This window comes from Gemella sp. 27098_8_155 (genome assembly GCF_041433725.1).
GTDB lineage: Bacteria > Bacillota > Bacilli > Staphylococcales > Gemellaceae > Gemella > Gemella haemolysans_D.
Map to the genome: position 1 here is coordinate 60,347 of NZ_JAPWCA010000002.1, position 17,436 is coordinate 77,782.

Genomic DNA, 17,436 nt, shown 5'->3' on the forward strand with positions numbered 1-17,436 from the left:
TAGGGAGTTTTAATTTTTGTTATTTCGAATAATATTCTTCTAATCAGATTTTAATAAATCAATATCGACTTATTTGTGCTTCATGTATGGGAATAACAGCACGTCACGGATTGAAGCTGAGTTAGTTAATAACATAACTAATCTATCAATTCCGATTCCTAATCCACCTGTTGGTGGCATACCATATTCTAATGCTTCTACGAAGTCTTCATCCATTTCATAAACTTCTTCGTTACCAGCATCTTTTTCATCCATTTGTGCTAAGAATCTCTCTTTTTGATCGATTGGGTCGTTTAACTCACTAAATGCATTAGCATGTTCACGTCTAACGATAAACAATTCGAAACGATCAGTAAACCTTTTGTCTTCTACATTAGTTTTAGCTAATGGAGATACTTCTACTGGATGACCGTAAACGAATGTTGGTTGAACTAATGTTTCTTCTACAAATGTTTCGAAGAATTCATTAATAATGTGTCCAACTTTCATATCTTTTCTAACTGGAACATTGTGCTCTTTAGCTAATGCATGAGCTTGTTCATCTGTCATTTCTGGCCAGAAGTCAACACCTGTTACTTCTTTAATAGCATCAACCATGTGTACGCGACGCCATTTTGGAGTTAAATCAATTTCATCTTCTCCGTACATAATTTTTGTAGTACCGTGAATTTCATTACAGATATACGCAATCATAGATTCTGTTAAGTCCATAATATCATTGTAATCTGCATAAGCTTCATATAATTCAATCATTGTGAATTCTGGATTATGTCTTGTAGACACACCTTCGTTACGGAATGCACGACCGATTTCATATACTTTTTCTAATCCACCAACGATTAAACGTTTTAAAGGTAATTCAAGTGCGATACGCATGAATAATTGCATATCAAGTGCATTGTGGTGAGTCACGAATGGACGAGCAGCAGCTCCACCAGCAACTGAGTGCATCATAGGCGTTTCCACTTCTAGGTATCCACGTTCATTTAAGTAGCTACGCATAATTTGAATAATTTTAGAACGTAAGATAAATGTTTCTTTGCTTTCTTCATTCATAATTAAGTCTACGTATCTTCTTCTATAACGTTCTTCAACATCTTTAAGTCCATGGAATTTGTCTGGTAGTGGACGTAATGCTTTTGTTAAAATTTCGAATTTATCAGCTTTTACAGATAATTCACCTACATTAGTTTTGAATAATACTCCTGTTACACCAACGATATCTCCAAGGTCAAGAGTTTTGAAATATTCATAAGAATCTCCAACTCTATCCTGACGAACGTAAATTTGAACTTGACCACCTAAGTCTTGAACATGAGCAAATCCTGCTTTACCTTTACCACGTTTAGTCATAATACGTCCTGCAATTGTTACAGAAATATTTTTTTCTTCTAATTCTTCTTTACTAAATTTATCATATTCTGCTACGATTTGATCTGAAAGATGTGTTCTTTCAAATTTAGTTCCAAATGGATCTAAACCACTTTCTCTCATAGCTTCCATTTTTTCACGACGAACAAGCATTTGATCATTTAAATCTTGTACATCTACTTTAATTTCTTCTGTCATGTTAAATTCCTTTCTAGTATAATCTAGTAATTTTATTCAGATACTCCTTATTATAACACATTTTAATCCGTTTTGTTAAATCTTTAGAAAGAATTTTTCTAAATTTTTTAACATTTAATATTTGTACTATTAATTAAAATGTCCTAATTTCAATCTTTGATTTAATATAATATCATAAATAATATAATGTAAAATTTTCTGACATAATTTGTTAAATTTTTCTTCTAAAACTATTGTTTAGGTATGAAAAATAAGATATAATAAGTACGCCTAGAAATTAATAGAAAAAACAACTATAAAAATTTTAAAAATTAAATATTATTTAAAAATATTCCATATTATAAGGGGGGATTCTTTTTGGAAAACTTAAAAAAAGAGATTGGATTTTTTGGAGCATTCTCTACAGTAGTTGGTGTAGTTATTGGATCTGGGGTATTTTTCAAAGCAGCCGTTATATATAAGACTACAGGAAATGTCAGCCTTGGATTACTTGCTTGGATTCTTGCAGGAATTATAAGTATTTGTGCAGGATTAACTACTGCTGAGCTTGCTGCTGCTATACCGGAAACCGGTGGTATGATAGTTTGGGTTGAAAAAGCTTATGGTAAAACAATATCATACTTACTTGGTTGGGCTCAAGCTGTAATATACTATCCTGCCAGTATAGCTGCCGCCGCCGCTATTTTTTCAACACAATTTCTAAATCTTTTTGGGGTAGATAAAAAATACTCAATACTTGTCGGGGCATGTGCTGCTACTACAGTAACAGGATTAAACTTACTTGGTAGTAAGGCTAGTGGTCGAATTCAGACTGTTGCTACTATTTGTAAACTTATACCTATTATTTCAATTATTGTTTTCGGGTTATTACAACCTAATCCTACAACAATTGAACTTTTTCCTACTAGTTCATCATCAACTAGTTCAACTCCTCTAGCCGCTCTTGGTACTGCGATGTTAGCTGCCATGTATGGTTATGACGGTTGGAGTAATGTTGGAACTATTGCTGGTGAAATGAAAAATCCAAAAAAAGATTTACCACGAGCAATTTTATATGGTTTACTAGTAATAACTGCAATTTATCTACTTATCAATGTGGCATATTTACTTACTATGCCTATGGAACAAATAGCTGGTAACAGTAATGTTCCTAATGATGTAGCTACTAAATTATTTGGACCAAACGGTGGAAAAATAATAACTATTGGTATTATGATTAGTGTTTACGGTACTATGAATGGATTTACTATGACCGCTATTCGCGTTCCTTATGCAATGGCAATGAAAGATCAAATTCCATTTAGGAATTTTTGGATTAAATTAAATAGATTCTCAATTCCATATTTCTCAGCCTTAGTAACTTTAGTTTTAACTATTGCGATGATGTTTACAGGAGAATTTGATACTCTAACAGATTTTCTTTTATTTACAATTTGGATTTTCTTTATAGCGACATTTTTCGCTGTATTTGTCCTTAGAAAAAGAGAACCTAATATGCCACGTCCATACAAAGTACCACTATATCCTATAGTTCCTTGGATTTCTATAATAGGTGGAGCTTATATAGTACTAGCTGCTATTATAACTCAATTTACGTTAGCTATAAGTGGAGTTATTATTACATTACTCGGTTTAGTGTTTTACACAGAAACTCATAAAAAATTCAAAAAATAACTATTCTAAATAAAATATATCAATTTAAAACTCAACTAGAAATGGATCTTAAAAATCTTTCTTTAATAATGAAAGTCTTTTGAGGTCCATTCATTTTATTGATATTCAATTTTTTTTTTGATAAAATATGATTATAACTTCTTTCATTTTGTAAAGAGGGTTGAAGTTATCCCCCTAGCATTTTGCTACGGATAACTTCAATATTTTTTTGTGAAATTTTTTGAAGTTAAATAAGAATAAGGAGAGAGATTTATTTTGAATTTTATTCTAAAAAGAGAAACAATACTAACTACTTTTTATACAATCTCATTGTCTTTATTAATAAGTAAATTCTCAATAGAATATTTATATATGAATAAGTCAATATATGGATTCATTCATTTTTTATTGGTATTTATAATTTTCTTTAATAGTTGGTTACTGGAAGTAGTTCATTTAAATAGATATGGTAAAGATAATTTTCTAAATTATTTCTTTTTAATTTTTCAAACTTTTGTTGTCTTAAATTTATTAATAAGAAATACATTTGATATTAAATTCATTCTTGCAACGTTAGTGCTTTTATCCGTGATATTGAGTGTTCAACACATCACAGAGTACATCCTCACAGATAATAAACAATTAATGATAAAAAAGCTTACTGAACCATTTTGTTACATTCACACTGGACGAACATTAGCCCTCTTTTTAGGTTTAATATTCATTGATTATTGTTATTGGTTCATACTTCTTGCCTTTACGATAAGTCAGTTATTCCCTAGTTTTATATCTAGAAGTATTCATGTTCGAGATATTAATTTTAGTCATTTAACTAGTCATTTATTTATTATGACTAACTTTATTACTTTTTCTTTGGTATTAAGTGATTTATATCTTAATATTCCACCGGATAGATATTGGTTAATTAGTGTTATTTTTATTATTTTACTAAATATCTATTATAGAATTTTTAAAACTATCGATCGAACTTTAACTAAGCAATCTGGTAATACATACATAATCGGAATATATTTTACAATACTTAGCATAACTTTTACTAATCAATTTATTATTTCAGAATTCAATTTGATATATATGCTTCTAGCTATTTTAACTATATATATAAGTAAAATATCTTTTAAACAATATAAAAAACAAATCCGATGATAATCTTTCATATCTAGAAAGTTTATCATCGGATTCTTCTTATCTTGCTTCTTCGTAATCTAACACTTCAGATACTTTACTAGCAATATACTTCGCTAATTTTTCATGATTTTTTTCATCTAAGTGAATACAGTCAATTAATGAAGTCTCGGCTACACGCCCCGCATTTAAAAAGTCTACTTCATATTTATCACTTACCTCTTTAAATGTTTGAGCTAAGAATTTTGATTGTTTTAAACTGTTTTCGTCAAATTCCCCAAATAAGCTTTGTCTTTCTACTATTTCATCACGTAAAGGAACTGGTGAAACGATAAGAATTTTCGGAATTTTATATCCCGCGATTAAGTGTGGATTTCTTATATATTTAATATATTCTTCGACTCCTCTTGCTATATGTTTTGCACTCGGATTAAATTGTTTTTTCAAATCATTAGTACCTAACATGATTATTACCAAGTCCACAGGTACATGACTTAACATTAAAATTGGTAGTGTATCAATACCACATCTAACCGGTACAATTGTATCTTTTGCAGTAACTGTTCTTCCGCAAAGAGCTTCTTCTATAATAGTATCATTAGGACGAAATTCTGCTAGTAATTTAGTCCAACGTTTGTCACTTCTTACTCCATCCTCACCTGGGACATATCCCCAAGTGTTACTATCCCCAATACATAAAATACGCATAATTTTCTCCACCTTTTTTCTTCTAAATTCTTCTTAATTTTATCAAACTAATATAAAAAATGCAATAGAGCCAGATGATAAAAGTACTAATAATTGTTATCAGTGCAGTATTTTTGTAATATCCTCTCTCTTAAATTATAATAACAATATTATAATTTAAGGAGGATAAAATGATACAAACAAATTTCCATCATAAAAAACATTATAAAATTCAATCATACTCAAAAAAAGTACTTTATACAACATTAATTTTAACAATAAGTTTTGCATTGCTAGAATATATCGGAGGACTTCTTTCTAATTCATTAGCGTTATTAGGTGATTCATTCCATATGTTTTCTGATGTTATTGCATTAGGATTCAGTTTAATAGCCTTACTATTCAGTTCAAAAAAGCCAAATAAAAAATACACTTTTGGTTTTGTGAGATTAGAAGTACTAGCAGCCTTTATTAATGGTTTAATGCTAGTAGGTATTTCAATTTATTTAGTTTTCGAAGGATTTATGAGATTCTTCAATCCGAGAGATATTGATTTCAAATCTATGCTGATAATTTCAACAATAGGTTTAATCTTCAATATTGTAGTAACGATAATTTTAACAAAAAGTTTAAAAGAAGAAGATAATCTTAATATTCAAAGTGCTTTATGGCATTTCCTTGGTGATTTAATCAGTTCAATCGGAATTATAATTTCATCAACAATTATTTACTTTACAAACTATCAAATCGTTGACGTTATTATGAGTATTATTATCAGTATAATATTATTTAAAGGTGGATATAAAATTACTAAATCATCATTTGTAATTTTAATGGAAGCTACTACTTTAGATACCGAAGAAATTTACAATAAGATTAAAGAGATAGAAGGTATTGCAGATATTCATGAATTCCACATTTGGCATACTGATACTAATGAAATTAACGCAGCAATGCATATTCTTTTAAATGAGTATAATACTGCTAAAGATTATATAATAGTAGAAAATGTAAAAATTCTTCTTAAAGAAAAATACGATATTGAGCACTGTTTTATTGCTTTAGAAAATATTAAATACAACGATCATAGTTTATAAAAAAGGAGCCTAAGTTGAATAAATATCAACTTAGACTCCTTTTTATAATTCCAATAAATCTATAGTTTTCTCTATTTTATACGTAGGTACTATCTCTGGATTAGAAATTTTATGAATATCTACTAAACAACTGTCTATCCCAGCATTGTTAGCACCTAGTATATCAGATGTAAGAGTATCCCCTATCATTAAAACTCCATCCTTATTTTCTACATCTATTTCTTTTAAGATAATATCAAAAAATTCTTTATCTGGCTTTTTGCTACCAATTTCTTCGGAAATAAAAATTTTCTCAAAGTATTTATTAAGATTATTATTTTTTAGTCTTGTATGTTGAGTAATTCCAATTCCATTAGAAGCTACATATAATTTATGAGTTGATGTTAACTTCTCTAACATTTCAATTATTCCATCAAAAAGTTGATTTCCTTCAGCAAGATATCCTCTATACCTATTATCTACTTCATTACCATCAACTTTTCTATCAAACAACTTAAAAAATCTTATAAATCTCTCACTTGTAACTTCTTTATTTGATATTTCTCCACGTTCAAAACTTCTCCATAGAGATTTATTTATCGTTTCATATTGTTCAAATAACTCATCTTTATATTCTAGATTCTCATCTTCTAATAATTTTCTAAAAGCTAAAACTTGTGCTTTACCAAAATCTAACAATGTATCATCTAAATCAAATAATAAATACTTATACTTATCTAAAATCATCGTTTCACTCCATTTGTGTATTATTTAATCATTATAACACAGAGAATACTTTTTTGAAAATATAGCTTTATTTATCTCATAAAATTTATTTTTTATTCTTAAAATGTTCTCGAACTCGTGGAGCTACTTCTTCTCCAAATAGTTTTATAGCTTTCATTATATCTTCATGTGGCATAGACCCAAGAGGTAGATGTAGCATAAATCTATCTAATCCTAATGTTTCTATCATATCAATAAGTTTATTGGCAACTGTTTCTGGACTACCTACTAACATAGATCCATCTGGCCCTACGCTATTTAAATATTGTTCAAAAGTAAGAGGTCTCCAAAACGGTCTATCTTTTGAAATTGCATCAACTACTTGTTTTGTTGGATGGAAATATTTTTTTATCGCTTCTTCATCCGTTTCAGCTACGAATCCCCAAGAATGAGAAGCAACTTTTAATCTATCTTCACTATAACCCGCATTACGTCCTATAGCTCTATAATAATCAATTAAACCTTTAAAAGCTTTATATTGACCTCCAATTATTGCATATGCTATCGGTAATCCTTTTTGAGCTATTTTAATAGTGGACTCCGTATTTCCTCCTGTCGCTACCCAAATTGGAAAATCTTCTTGAACACTTCTCGGATATACTCCCTTATTTTCTACCTTTTGTGTATGTTTTCCTTCCCATGTTAACATTTCATTAGCTTTAATTTTCTCTAACATCGCTAATTTTTCATCAAACAGTTCTTCATAATCATCTAAATCATAGCCGAACAACGGAAATGATTCTGTAAAAGAACCGCGACCTACCATTACTTCTGCTCTACCTTTAGAAATAGCATCGATGGTTGCATATTGTTGATAAACTCTTACTGGGTCCGATGATGATAATACCGTTACTGCTGAACTTAATTTTATATTTTTTGTAACAGCCGCACCAGCTGCTAATAAAATTTCTGGTGCTGATACTGCAAAATCTTCTCTATGATGCTCACCAATTGCATAAAGATCTAAACCAACTTCATCAGCAAGTTTCATTTCTTCTATCATATCTCTAATACGTTCATCATGTGCAGGCGTTATTCCTGTTCCTTCAATTTCTGTAGTTTCACCAAATGTACTAATTCCTAACTCTATCATTTTATGTCCTCCTATATTATCTCAATTTCAAGATATTTATTTATTAAAAAAGGCATAAGCCTCTAGTTTATTTTTTTTAAGATTTCTTTTAATATTACTAACTCTTTGTCATTTATTTTTTCGAAAATTTTCTTAGTATTTTTTTTATGGGTTGGAAATATGTCATCTATTAATTTCATTCCTGTTTCAGTCAACCCTATATAAGTTACTCTTTTGTCCTTTTGAGAAATCTTTCTAATAACATATCCTTTTTTTTCAAGGTTATCTACAACATAAGTTGCACTGCCACTAGCAAGTAATATTCTATCCCGTATTTCTTGAATATTCTTCTCACCTTTACTATATAAAAATTCCATAACAGCAAATTCAGTCGCATTAATTGGATAATTCTTTAAAGTTCTCTTTAAATCATCTACTAATAAATTACTAGCCCTCATAATTCCAATAACAGCTTTAAACTCATTATTCATAAGGATTCTCCTATCTTATTTACACATATTCACATCATAATTATCTCGAATATGAGATAATTATACTTCATTAACTTTATATTGTCAAAGAAATAATATTAAAAGACATCTAGAGAGAAATCTCTAAATGCCTTTAATTCTATTCTGCAAATTGACTTTGATATAATTCTGAATAGAAACCTTTTTTTTCTAGTAATTCGTCATGGTTACCTTGTTCGATAATGTCTCCATCTTTTAATACCAGTATTTTATCTGCGTTTCTAATTGTTGATAAACGGTGGGCTATTACGAATGTAGTACGACCTTCCATAAGTTTATTCATTGCTTTTTGAATTAGTACTTCTGTACGTGTATCTACACTTGAAGTTGCTTCATCAAGAATTAATATAGGTTTATCAGCAAGTATTGCACGAGCAATTGTTAATAATTGTTTCTGTCCTTGCGAGATATTTGAAGCATCTTCATTTAATTCCATATCATATCCACCCGGTAAAGTTTTAATAAAGTGATGAATGTGAGCTGCTTTAGCCGCTTCTATTACTTCTTCATCTGTAGCATCCAAACGACCATAGCGAAGGTTTTCCATTATTGTTCCTTTAAATAACCATGTATCTTGTAGTACCATTGTAAAGTAAGAACGAAGCTCAGCTCTATCTAATTTAGAAATATCTTTCCCATCAATATAAATATTTCCACCGTTGATATCATAGAATCTCAAAAGTAATTTAACCATTGTTGTTTTACCTGCTCCTGTAGGTCCTACAATAGCAATCATTTCACCTTTTTTAACATCACTAGTAAAGTTTTTAATAATAATCTGATCTTCTACATAGCCGAATTTAACTTTATCAAATACAACATTACCCTCTTTATTAGTAACTGTTTCAAGTACTTCTGCATCTTCTTCATCTTTAGCATCTAAGAACTCAAAAACTCTTTCTCCAGCCGCAGCCATCTTTTGAATTTCTGACATAGACTGTGCTATTTGACCAATTGGCTGAGTGAAGTTTCTTATATATTGGATAAAGGCTTGAATATCACCTACACCAATTGTTCCTTTAGAAACTAATAATCCACCTGAGAAAACAATACCAACATAACCTAGGTTACCAACAAAGTTAATCACAGGGAACATTAATCCTGAGAAGAAGTTTGCTTTCCATGATGATGTATATAATTGTTTATTTTTATCGTTGAACTCTTTTACACTTTTTTCTTTATAGTTGAATGCTGCAATAATATTCTGACCTGAGAAACTTTCTTCTACTTGCCCATTCACATCAGAAAGCATTTTTTGTTGGCTTCTGAAATATTTTTGACTCCATTTTGTTATAACGCCTAATAGGATTCCCGAAACAGGGATTAAAGCTAACGCAATAAGCGTCATTAAAGGACTTATTGTAAACATCATTACCAATACCCCTAAAACTGTTGCAGTATTAGAAATTATTTGTGTAAAACTTTGGTTAAGTGATTGACCTAATGTGTCCACGTCATTTGTTACACGTGATAAAGTTTCACCTACTGTACGTTGTTCAAAGTATCCAACAGGTAAAGTATTTATTTTCTTACTTATATCTTTACGAATGTCATAAGTCATTTGTTGAGAAATATTACTCATCAACCAACCTTGAATAAACATGAATAATGATGAAAGTATATATAAACCTAATACAGTAAGTAAAATTCCTGCTATTTTCTCAAAGTTGATACTACCTTCATTACTAATCTTAGCTACTAAGCCTTCAAAAAGTTCAGTAGTTGCTTTCCCCATAATCTTAGGCCCTACTATACCAAATACAGTACTAGCTAATGCAAAGAATACAATCAATATGCTTGAGAGTTTATACTGTGTAAACATCAGTTTGATAATTCTTTTTAATGTTCCAGAAAAGTTATTAGCTTTTTCTATTTTTTGATCTTTAGCCATGATGTTTACCTCCTTTTTTTAATTCTTCTTCACTAAGTTGGCTTTCTGCAATTTCTAAATATGTTGGACAAGTTTCTAGAAGTTCTTGGTGTTTTCCGATTCCAACTATTTTACCTTCATTCATTACGATAATCTTATCTGCATTTAAAATTGTTGCAATACGTTGGGCAACTATTATAGTAGTTACACCAGCCATTTCTTCTCTTAAAGTTTTCCTTAATTTAACATCTGTTTTATAGTCTAGTGCTGAAAAACTATCATCGAAAAGAAGTATCTTAGGATTTTTCGCTAACGCACGAGCAATTGAAAGACGTTGTTTCTGTCCACCAGAAACATTTGATCCACCTTGTGAAATCTCACTATTAAATTTATCTTCTTTTTCATTGATAAATTCTATTGCTTGAGCAATTTCAGCAGCTTTTCTCATTTGCTCATCAGAAATATTTTCATCAGCAAATTTAATATTTGATTCAATATTACCACTAAATAATACTCCTTTTTGAGGAACAAATCCTAAAGTGTCTCTTAATTTACTTAAACTTATATCTCTAATATTGACTCCATCAATTGAAATTTCACCTTCACTAGCATCGAAATATCTAGGAATCAAATGAAGCAATGTAGATTTACCACTACCCGTACTTCCTATAATTGCTGTAGTTTTTCCTGCTTCTGCTTCAAAGCTAATGTTACTTAATACTGGACTATCAGCACCATCAAATGTAAAGCTAACATTATCAAATTTTAATGTACCCTTCACATCTTGAAGCTTACTATCATCAATATGTTTACTATCTACGACAGTAACCTCTGTTTCCAGTACTTCATTAATACGGCCTGCTGCAACTTCTGCACGAGGTAATTGCATCATTAAGAATGTGAAGAATAAGAATGACATTACTATTTGCATTGTATATGTAATAAATGCCATCATATCTCCAACTTGAATACTACCAGAATCTATATTTTTTCCACCAACCCAAATTATTAATAATGCAATTCCATTCATTATTAATATAATCATTGGCATAAGCGCTGACAATGTTCTATTGATAAAAAGTTGTTCATTTTTAAGAACAGTATTTTCTTTATCAAATCTTTCTTCTTCGTATTTTTCACGTCCAAAAACTCGGATTACAGAAATACCAGTTAATGCTTCGCGAGTCACTAAGTTAACTCTATCTATTAATTTCTGCATAATTTTGAATTTAGGCATTACTAAGAATGAGATTATTCCTATTGTTAACCCTAGAATACCTACACCTAATGCGATTATCCAAGTCATACCTGTATCTGTTTGTGTAACTTTGTAAACTCCGTATACTGCCATCATAGGTGCATAAATCGCAATAAATAACATCATATTTAAAGCATTTTGGATTTGTTGAATATCATTTGTACTTCTTGTAATTAATGAAGCAGTTGAAAATTTATCGATATCTTGTTTAGAAAATGATAGTACCTTGTTATACAATTTCTCACGCAAGTTATATGCTATTTCCGAAGAAATTCTACTAGCAATAAAATTCGAAATAATACTACCAATACCTGAAATAAATGTCACGATTATCATCATGATTCCTACTTCTTTAAGGTAATTTTTTCTAATTTCGTTAGTGTCGATACCTACATTATTTCTATATTCTTCTTTTACATAACGAATACCAGCCTGTTTTGTAATCATATCTGCTGAATTTCCTAAGTCACTAATTGATTTATTCTTTTGTTCAATTAAGCTATCTTTTTTAACTAAACCTAGTTTTACTCCTTCTGCAACCTTTGCTAAGTCTAGGTTTTCAGATTTTGCACCAGATACTACAGTCATAGTATTTTTTAATATATCATTTAATTCACTACGTTCTTGCTCATTAATGCTATCAAGTTTATAAACATCACCGTCTTTTGTATATTTAGATGTTACTTTCTTGATTTCATCGTCTGTCATGAATAATTCTAATTCATTTAATGACTTTTTGCTGATTTTTTCAGGAACGGAATCTTTAATACCACTTTGTTGAATACCTTTATCCACAATATTACTTGTATAGGTTGGTAATGCAAGCTCTGCGACAACACGAACTCCTAATATCGCAACTAAAAATATCATCGGTACTAAGAAACCTTTTAAATATTTAATTAGTTTCATTTTTTTCCTCCTTTTCTTGTAGTTCTTCTCTTAATACTAGATTTGTTTTTGTTAGCAATATATTAAATGCTTCCTTTTCTCGAGCATCAAATTTATTCCACATAGATTCGAACCAAGCTTCATAAGCTCTTCTATGTGATTCTATGCATGCGGCTCCTTTTTCAGATAAACTAAGATATTTTTTCCTTTTATCTTTTTCATCTGTACTTTGAACAACAAAATCTTTTTCTAGTAATTCACTTACAAGTGCTGTAACTCTAGGTTTTGTCACATGTAGTTCTTCACCTAACTCCTGCATAGTAATTTTCCCTTTACAAGATAAAAATAACATTGCTTGAAATTCAGGTTTTCTATACGGTGTATCACTTTTCTTATAAAATCTTTTCATTATCAATCTAAATTCTTCCATCATATCCATTGCTACGTGATATGATATTTCATTTCCACTCATTTTCTACCTCCTTTAATTTTATAAATTAGTTCACAACATTAACTAATTAGTTAACCTTGTTAACTATTATATTTTATTTTATACTATTAGTCAATAAAAATTTTGATTTTAAATAAAAAAGATTAACCTAGAAGTTATCTAAGTTAATCTTTATTTTTATTTACTAAATACCCAAGCTTGAGCAATATTATTTTTTAGATCATTTTCTGTAAAGCCATTATAACTTGTAAGTTTTACATCATCATCATTTGGATCATTTATATAGAATTTGTCATCTTCAAAGCCTCTAATAACTTTGTACGTCACTCTATCACCAAATACACCAGATTTTAATCTAACAAGAACTGGCTTATTATCTTTTATGGCACTTTCTATATTTTCGATTAATTTGTCCGTCTCAACTCTTTCAACCTTAAGATTATATTTATCTGCGAAAGCTGAAACAATTGTAGGTTGTGTCCCTTGATTTTTAATATAGTATTTATTTCCTGCCCAAGACGCAAGTTCTTCTACAGTTGCTTCATCTTTACCTATATACTTCGCAATCATAGCAAGTGAAATAATAGCATCTCCATTGGTTTCGATTGTTTTCTTACTATCTAATCCATATGAAATATTTTTATATGCATCTTGTTTCATATAATACATAGGAACAGAAAGACCTTTTTGAGGTAAGTTTAGTAACTGTTCTTTTCTCTTAGCATTATAATTATCGACATTTATTAGATAATATAAGTAGCCTTCGATTCCCTCTTTTAATGAATCTATATACTGTTTATTCACAGTTTCATTATTTAATAAGTCAACATCAACTTTTTTATCTAAATTTGCTGATATTACTTTTACTTGTGGTAATTTATCACTAAGTTGAGAAAAATTCCCTTGTTTTTCAGAAGATGATACTTTTGATAAATAGTGATCTGAAAGATTTTTCTCGATGCTTCTTGCTACTATTGAAGACTGTTGAGTTCCGTAGTATATCTTCACTCCAAAAGTATCTTTATTACTAGTGTTTGTAGTATCTATATCCATTAACAATTCTACTGAATTTTCAGCAGCAATTTTTGTTATTTCTTCCTTTGTAGGCGAAATATCATCATTATCTCTAGTTAAAATCACTTTTATACCATCTTTTTCTAACAACTCTTTTAGTTGTTTAGCTACTTTTAGATTATAAGACTTAGAGTGTACTCCTTTATAATCTACATCCTCATCTTGTTTCGTTACTGGATTTAATAATATTGAATAAGATTTTAACTTTTCTTTATTCTGATCTTCAGGGCTCTTCTGTCCACTTCCCAAAATGCTCCATCCTGGCACCCATCCAACAAAACTATCATTTGTTTTAATCTCATACCAAGTATCCGACTTACTTAGCATTTCAACATTATCCCCAGCAGTTACTTTTTTTAATACTGGATATGTATCATCCGGACCTGTTCTCAGCTCTATTTCTTTAGAAATAGTAATATTATTCTGAGCATCAGCCGAAGGATTCATCTTTTCTCCAATGAAGTTTATAAGCCCTCCTATTACTAATAATAATAGTAGCGCAAAAATTACTAATAATACTCCATTTCTATTTCTTCTTTTTATTCTCATATTAATTTCCTGCTGATAGTTTTTCGTAAACAATAGTTACTGGACCATCATTAACAATATTCACTTCCATCATTGTTTGGAAAATTCCAGTCTCTACCTTTACACCTTCTTCTCTTAGATATTCATTAAATTTTTCATATAACTCATTAGCTTTTTCTGCACCTGCAGCACTGGTAAAACTAGGTCTATTACCTTTCTTAGTATCTGCATATAAAGTAAATTGTGAAACTGATAATATACTTCCACCTATATCTTTTAGACTTAGGTTAATTTTATCATTTTCATCTTCAAATAAACGAGCTTGTGAAATTTTTTTAGCTAAATACTTTGCATCTTCTTCAGTAGACTCCTTATGTACTCCTACTAGAAGACAGTATCCTTTATCAATACTTCCCACAATTTTATTGTCTACACTAACGCTAGCTTTTTTAACCTTCTGCAATACAATTTTCATATTTTCACCTATTTAACTATTCTTTCTACACTATAAACATCTGGAATCTGTCTAAGTTTTTTAATCATAAATTCACATTCACTAACATTTTTCACATATATTCCAATAGTTATTACACACGTTTTATCAACTTTAGATTCAGAATTTAATTTTTTAATTTCTACTCTACTCTCACTCAATGTTAATAGTACATTTTGTAGTAATAAATCTCTATCAAAAGCATGTATTTGTAATGTAACACTATAACGACGAGCGTTTAAGCTTTCAACCCATTCAACTTCAAGTAGTCTAGCTTTGTCCTCTTCTGTTAAATTAGGACAGTTATGTCTGTGAACAGTAACCCCACGTCCTTTGGTAATAAATCCAACTATCTCATCTCCAGGTATAGGCTGACAACATTTTGATAATCTAACAAGAATATTATCAACACCTTTTACATAAACACCTGTTTCAGTCACTATTTTTTTAGTTTCTTCTGCATTGAAAAGTTTCTCAATTTTTTCTTGAGTCATCTTTTCTTTTCTAATTTTCTCAGTCAATCTAGCAAATACTTTATTAGCCGTAATTCCACCATAACCAATAGCAACATACATTTCTTCAAGATTAGCAAATTTATATTTATTAAGTGCAACTACAATATTTTCATCTGTTAACACTTCATCAATATCAAAGTTATTTGCTTTAATCTCATCTTTTAATAATATTTCACCTTTAACTAAGTTTTCTTCACGAGCAGCTTTTTTGAAGAATGCTTTAATTTTTGATTTAGTTTGTGATGATGTAGCTATTTCTAACCAAGAGCGTTTTGGCCCTGTAGAATTTTTACTAGTACGAATATCACAAATTTCACCAGTAGATAATACATAATCAAATGGTTCTATTTTATCATTTACTGTTGCCCCTACCATTTTATTACCTACTTCCGAGTGAATCGCATAGGCAAAGTCCACAATACATGATCCTTTTGGTAATTCTATAATATCACTATTTGGTGTGAATACATAGATTTTATCACTTAATAAATCTACTTTTAATGATTCCATAAAGCTTTCTGCTGTTGCTTCAGTTTCGTCATTTTCAGCGATTTTTTGGAACCAATTTAATTTTTCATAAAAGTTATTATTTTTATTTACTTTCTTACCTTCTTTATATGCCCAGTGTGCAGCAATCCCTTTTTCAGCAATTTCATGCATTTCATAAGTTCTAATTTGAACTTCTAAGGTTTGGCCATCCGGAGCAATTACCGTAGTATGTAGTGATTGGTACATATTAGGTTTTGGCATAGCAATATAGTCCTTGATTCTTCCTGGAATAGGAACCCAAAGATTATTTACCAACCCCAAAGTAGCATAACAATCAGCCACACTATCAACTAACACACGAACAGCTAATAGATCATAAATTTGGTCAAAAGTTTTATTTTGTTTAACCATTTTTTTATAAATACTATAAATATGTTTTGGTCTACCAGTAACTTGGGCTTTAATGTTGTTTTCAGCTAAAATCGAGGTAATACTTGAACATGCATCTTTTATGCTTTCTTCCCTAGCACTTCTTTTCTGTTTCATCATTCCTACTATTGAGAAATATTGAGATGGATGTAAATATCTAAGTGAAGTATCTTCTAGTTCCCATTTTACCGCACTAATCCCTAATCTATGAGCTAAAGGCGCATAAATTTCAAGTGTCTCACTAGAAATTTCACGTTGTTTTTCCTCTCTCATATACTTCATAGTTCTCATATTATGTAGCCTATCTGCTAACTTAACGAAAATTACACGCAAGTCCTTTGCTATAGATACAAATAGTTTTCTATGATTTTCTGCTTGTGATTGTTTTTTAGAGCGGAATTTTACTTTATCTAATTTTGTAACACCATCAACTATTACAGCTATATCTTCACCAAATGTTTCTTTAATATCATCAAATGTATACTTAGTATCTTCCACAACATCATGTAAAAATCCTGCACAAATTGTTGCATAATCTAATTTAAGCTCAGTTAAAATTCCTGCAACTTGAACTGGGTGTAATATGTATGGTTCCCCTGATTTTCTAAATTGTCCTTCATGAGCAACTTTTGCAAATTCATAAGCTTTTCTTATTATTTTTATTTGCTCTTCTGATAAATATTTACTCGCCATATCTTCTACATTTTCATAACTATATGGATATTCAAGATTCACAGAAATTCCTCCTTTATCAAAATTTAATCTACCCTTTATAATACCACAAATTAAGGAAAATTTCCCGTGATTTAACTAAAAATATTACAATTTTAAAGTATTTTCATAATTTACTTAATTAGCTATTAAAAACTATATTAGCAATTCAATTGATAGATATTCTCGACAATAAAATTATAATGTATCT

General features: G+C 29.8%; 13 protein-coding genes. 2 read left to right on the plus strand and 11 right to left on the minus strand.

Going from position 1 to position 17,436, the window contains the following annotated elements; genetic code table 11:
* Positions 1-69: 69 nt before the first annotated feature.
* Complete coding sequence (gene lysS, locus O5Y44_RS01330; protein WP_371465274.1) at positions 70-1,569, minus strand: lysine--tRNA ligase; 1,500 nt, start codon at positions 1,567-1,569, stop codon at positions 70-72.
* A gap of 357 nt (positions 1,570-1,926) precedes the next feature.
* Between lysS and O5Y44_RS01335 the strand changes: the two genes are divergently transcribed.
* Positions 1,927-3,243, plus strand: a complete 1,317-nt coding sequence (locus O5Y44_RS01335) for an APC family permease (protein ID WP_371465276.1) — start codon at positions 1,927-1,929, stop codon at positions 3,241-3,243.
* A 1,185-nt stretch (positions 3,244-4,428) separates the two neighbouring features.
* On the opposite strand, the gene O5Y44_RS01340 is transcribed toward O5Y44_RS01335, so the two are convergent.
* Complete coding sequence (locus tag O5Y44_RS01340; RefSeq protein ID WP_371465278.1) at positions 4,429-5,076, minus strand: GDSL-type esterase/lipase family protein; 648 nt, start codon at positions 5,074-5,076, stop codon at positions 4,429-4,431.
* Positions 5,077-5,246: 170 nt separating this feature from the next.
* On the opposite strand from O5Y44_RS01340, the gene O5Y44_RS01345 reads away from it, so the two are divergent.
* Complete coding sequence (locus tag O5Y44_RS01345) at positions 5,247-6,152, plus strand: cation diffusion facilitator family transporter (RefSeq protein ID WP_371465279.1); 906 nt, start codon at positions 5,247-5,249, stop codon at positions 6,150-6,152.
* A gap of 42 nt (positions 6,153-6,194) precedes the next feature.
* Here the strand turns inward: O5Y44_RS01345 and O5Y44_RS01350 are convergent, their stop codons facing one another.
* The 9 genes from O5Y44_RS01350 to O5Y44_RS01390 form a co-directional block, all read right to left on the minus strand.
* Entirely contained in the window at positions 6,195-6,878 is a 684-nt protein-coding gene (locus O5Y44_RS01350) for a YjjG family noncanonical pyrimidine nucleotidase (protein ID WP_271965052.1), read from the minus strand.
* Positions 6,879-6,963: 85 nt separating this feature from the next.
* Complete coding sequence (locus O5Y44_RS01355) at positions 6,964-8,010, minus strand: LLM class flavin-dependent oxidoreductase (RefSeq protein WP_271965051.1); 1,047 nt, start codon at positions 8,008-8,010, stop codon at positions 6,964-6,966.
* Between the two features lie 62 nt (positions 8,011-8,072).
* A complete protein-coding gene (locus tag O5Y44_RS01360) occupies positions 8,073-8,480 on the minus strand; it encodes a MarR family winged helix-turn-helix transcriptional regulator (RefSeq protein ID WP_271965050.1) in 408 nt (135 codons plus the stop codon).
* 139 nt (positions 8,481-8,619) lie between these two features.
* Complete coding sequence (locus O5Y44_RS01365; RefSeq protein WP_271965049.1) at positions 8,620-10,410, minus strand: ABC transporter ATP-binding protein; 1,791 nt, start codon at positions 10,408-10,410, stop codon at positions 8,620-8,622.
* Positions 10,403-12,556, minus strand: coding sequence for an ABC transporter ATP-binding protein (locus O5Y44_RS01370; protein WP_371465283.1), 2,154 nt, complete (start codon positions 12,554-12,556; stop codon positions 10,403-10,405). The genes O5Y44_RS01365 and O5Y44_RS01370 overlap by 8 nt, the downstream gene beginning before the upstream one ends.
* The gene (locus tag O5Y44_RS01375; RefSeq protein ID WP_371465285.1) at positions 12,543-13,007 is read right to left on the minus strand and encodes a MarR family winged helix-turn-helix transcriptional regulator; all 465 of its coding nucleotides are present in this window, start codon (positions 13,005-13,007) and stop codon (positions 12,543-12,545) included. Before O5Y44_RS01375 ends, O5Y44_RS01370 begins: the two co-directional genes overlap by 14 nt.
* Before the next feature lie 156 nt (positions 13,008-13,163).
* Positions 13,164-14,609 (minus strand): N-acetylmuramoyl-L-alanine amidase, encoded by a 1,446-nt coding sequence (locus tag O5Y44_RS01380; RefSeq protein ID WP_271987839.1) that lies wholly within the window; start codon positions 14,607-14,609, stop codon positions 13,164-13,166.
* A 1-nt stretch (position 14,610) separates the two neighbouring features.
* Entirely contained in the window at positions 14,611-15,063 is a 453-nt protein-coding gene (dtd, locus tag O5Y44_RS01385; RefSeq protein WP_371465287.1) for a D-aminoacyl-tRNA deacylase, read from the minus strand.
* Positions 15,064-15,071: 8 nt separating this feature from the next.
* On the minus strand, positions 15,072-17,249 hold the full coding sequence (locus tag O5Y44_RS01390; protein WP_271965044.1) for a RelA/SpoT family protein: 2,178 nt from the start codon (positions 17,247-17,249) through the stop codon (positions 15,072-15,074).
* Between the last annotated feature and the right edge of the window lie 187 nt (positions 17,250-17,436).

What these genes read in the sequence shown, in the direction of transcription:
- O5Y44_RS01340 (WP_371465278.1), bottom strand. Translation starts at nt 5,076, where the DNA reads ATGCGTATTTTATGTATTGGGGATAGTAACACTTGGGGATATGTCCCA.
- O5Y44_RS01355 (WP_271965051.1), bottom strand. Translation starts at nt 8,010, where the DNA reads ATGATAGAGTTAGGAATTAGTACATTTGGTGAAACTACAGAAATTGAA.
- O5Y44_RS01360 (WP_271965050.1), bottom strand. Translation starts at nt 8,480, where the DNA reads ATGAATAATGAGTTTAAAGCTGTTATTGGAATTATGAGGGCTAGTAAT.
- lysS (WP_371465274.1), bottom strand. Translation starts at nt 1,569, where the DNA reads ATGACAGAAGAAATTAAAGTAGATGTACAAGATTTAAATGATCAAATG.
- O5Y44_RS01380 (WP_271987839.1), bottom strand. Translation starts at nt 14,609, where the DNA reads ATGAGAATAAAAAGAAGAAATAGAAATGGAGTATTATTAGTAATTTTT.
- O5Y44_RS01350 (WP_271965052.1), bottom strand. Translation starts at nt 6,878, where the DNA reads ATGATTTTAGATAAGTATAAGTATTTATTATTTGATTTAGATGATACA.
- O5Y44_RS01365 (WP_271965049.1), bottom strand. Translation starts at nt 10,410, where the DNA reads ATGGCTAAAGATCAAAAAATAGAAAAAGCTAATAACTTTTCTGGAACA.
- O5Y44_RS01345 (WP_371465279.1), top strand. Translation starts at nt 5,247, where the DNA reads ATGATACAAACAAATTTCCATCATAAAAAACATTATAAAATTCAATCA.
- O5Y44_RS01375 (WP_371465285.1), bottom strand. Translation starts at nt 13,007, where the DNA reads ATGAGTGGAAATGAAATATCATATCACGTAGCAATGGATATGATGGAA.
- O5Y44_RS01370 (WP_371465283.1), bottom strand. Translation starts at nt 12,556, where the DNA reads ATGAAACTAATTAAATATTTAAAAGGTTTCTTAGTACCGATGATATTT.
- dtd (WP_371465287.1), bottom strand. Translation starts at nt 15,063, where the DNA reads ATGAAAATTGTATTGCAGAAGGTTAAAAAAGCTAGCGTTAGTGTAGAC.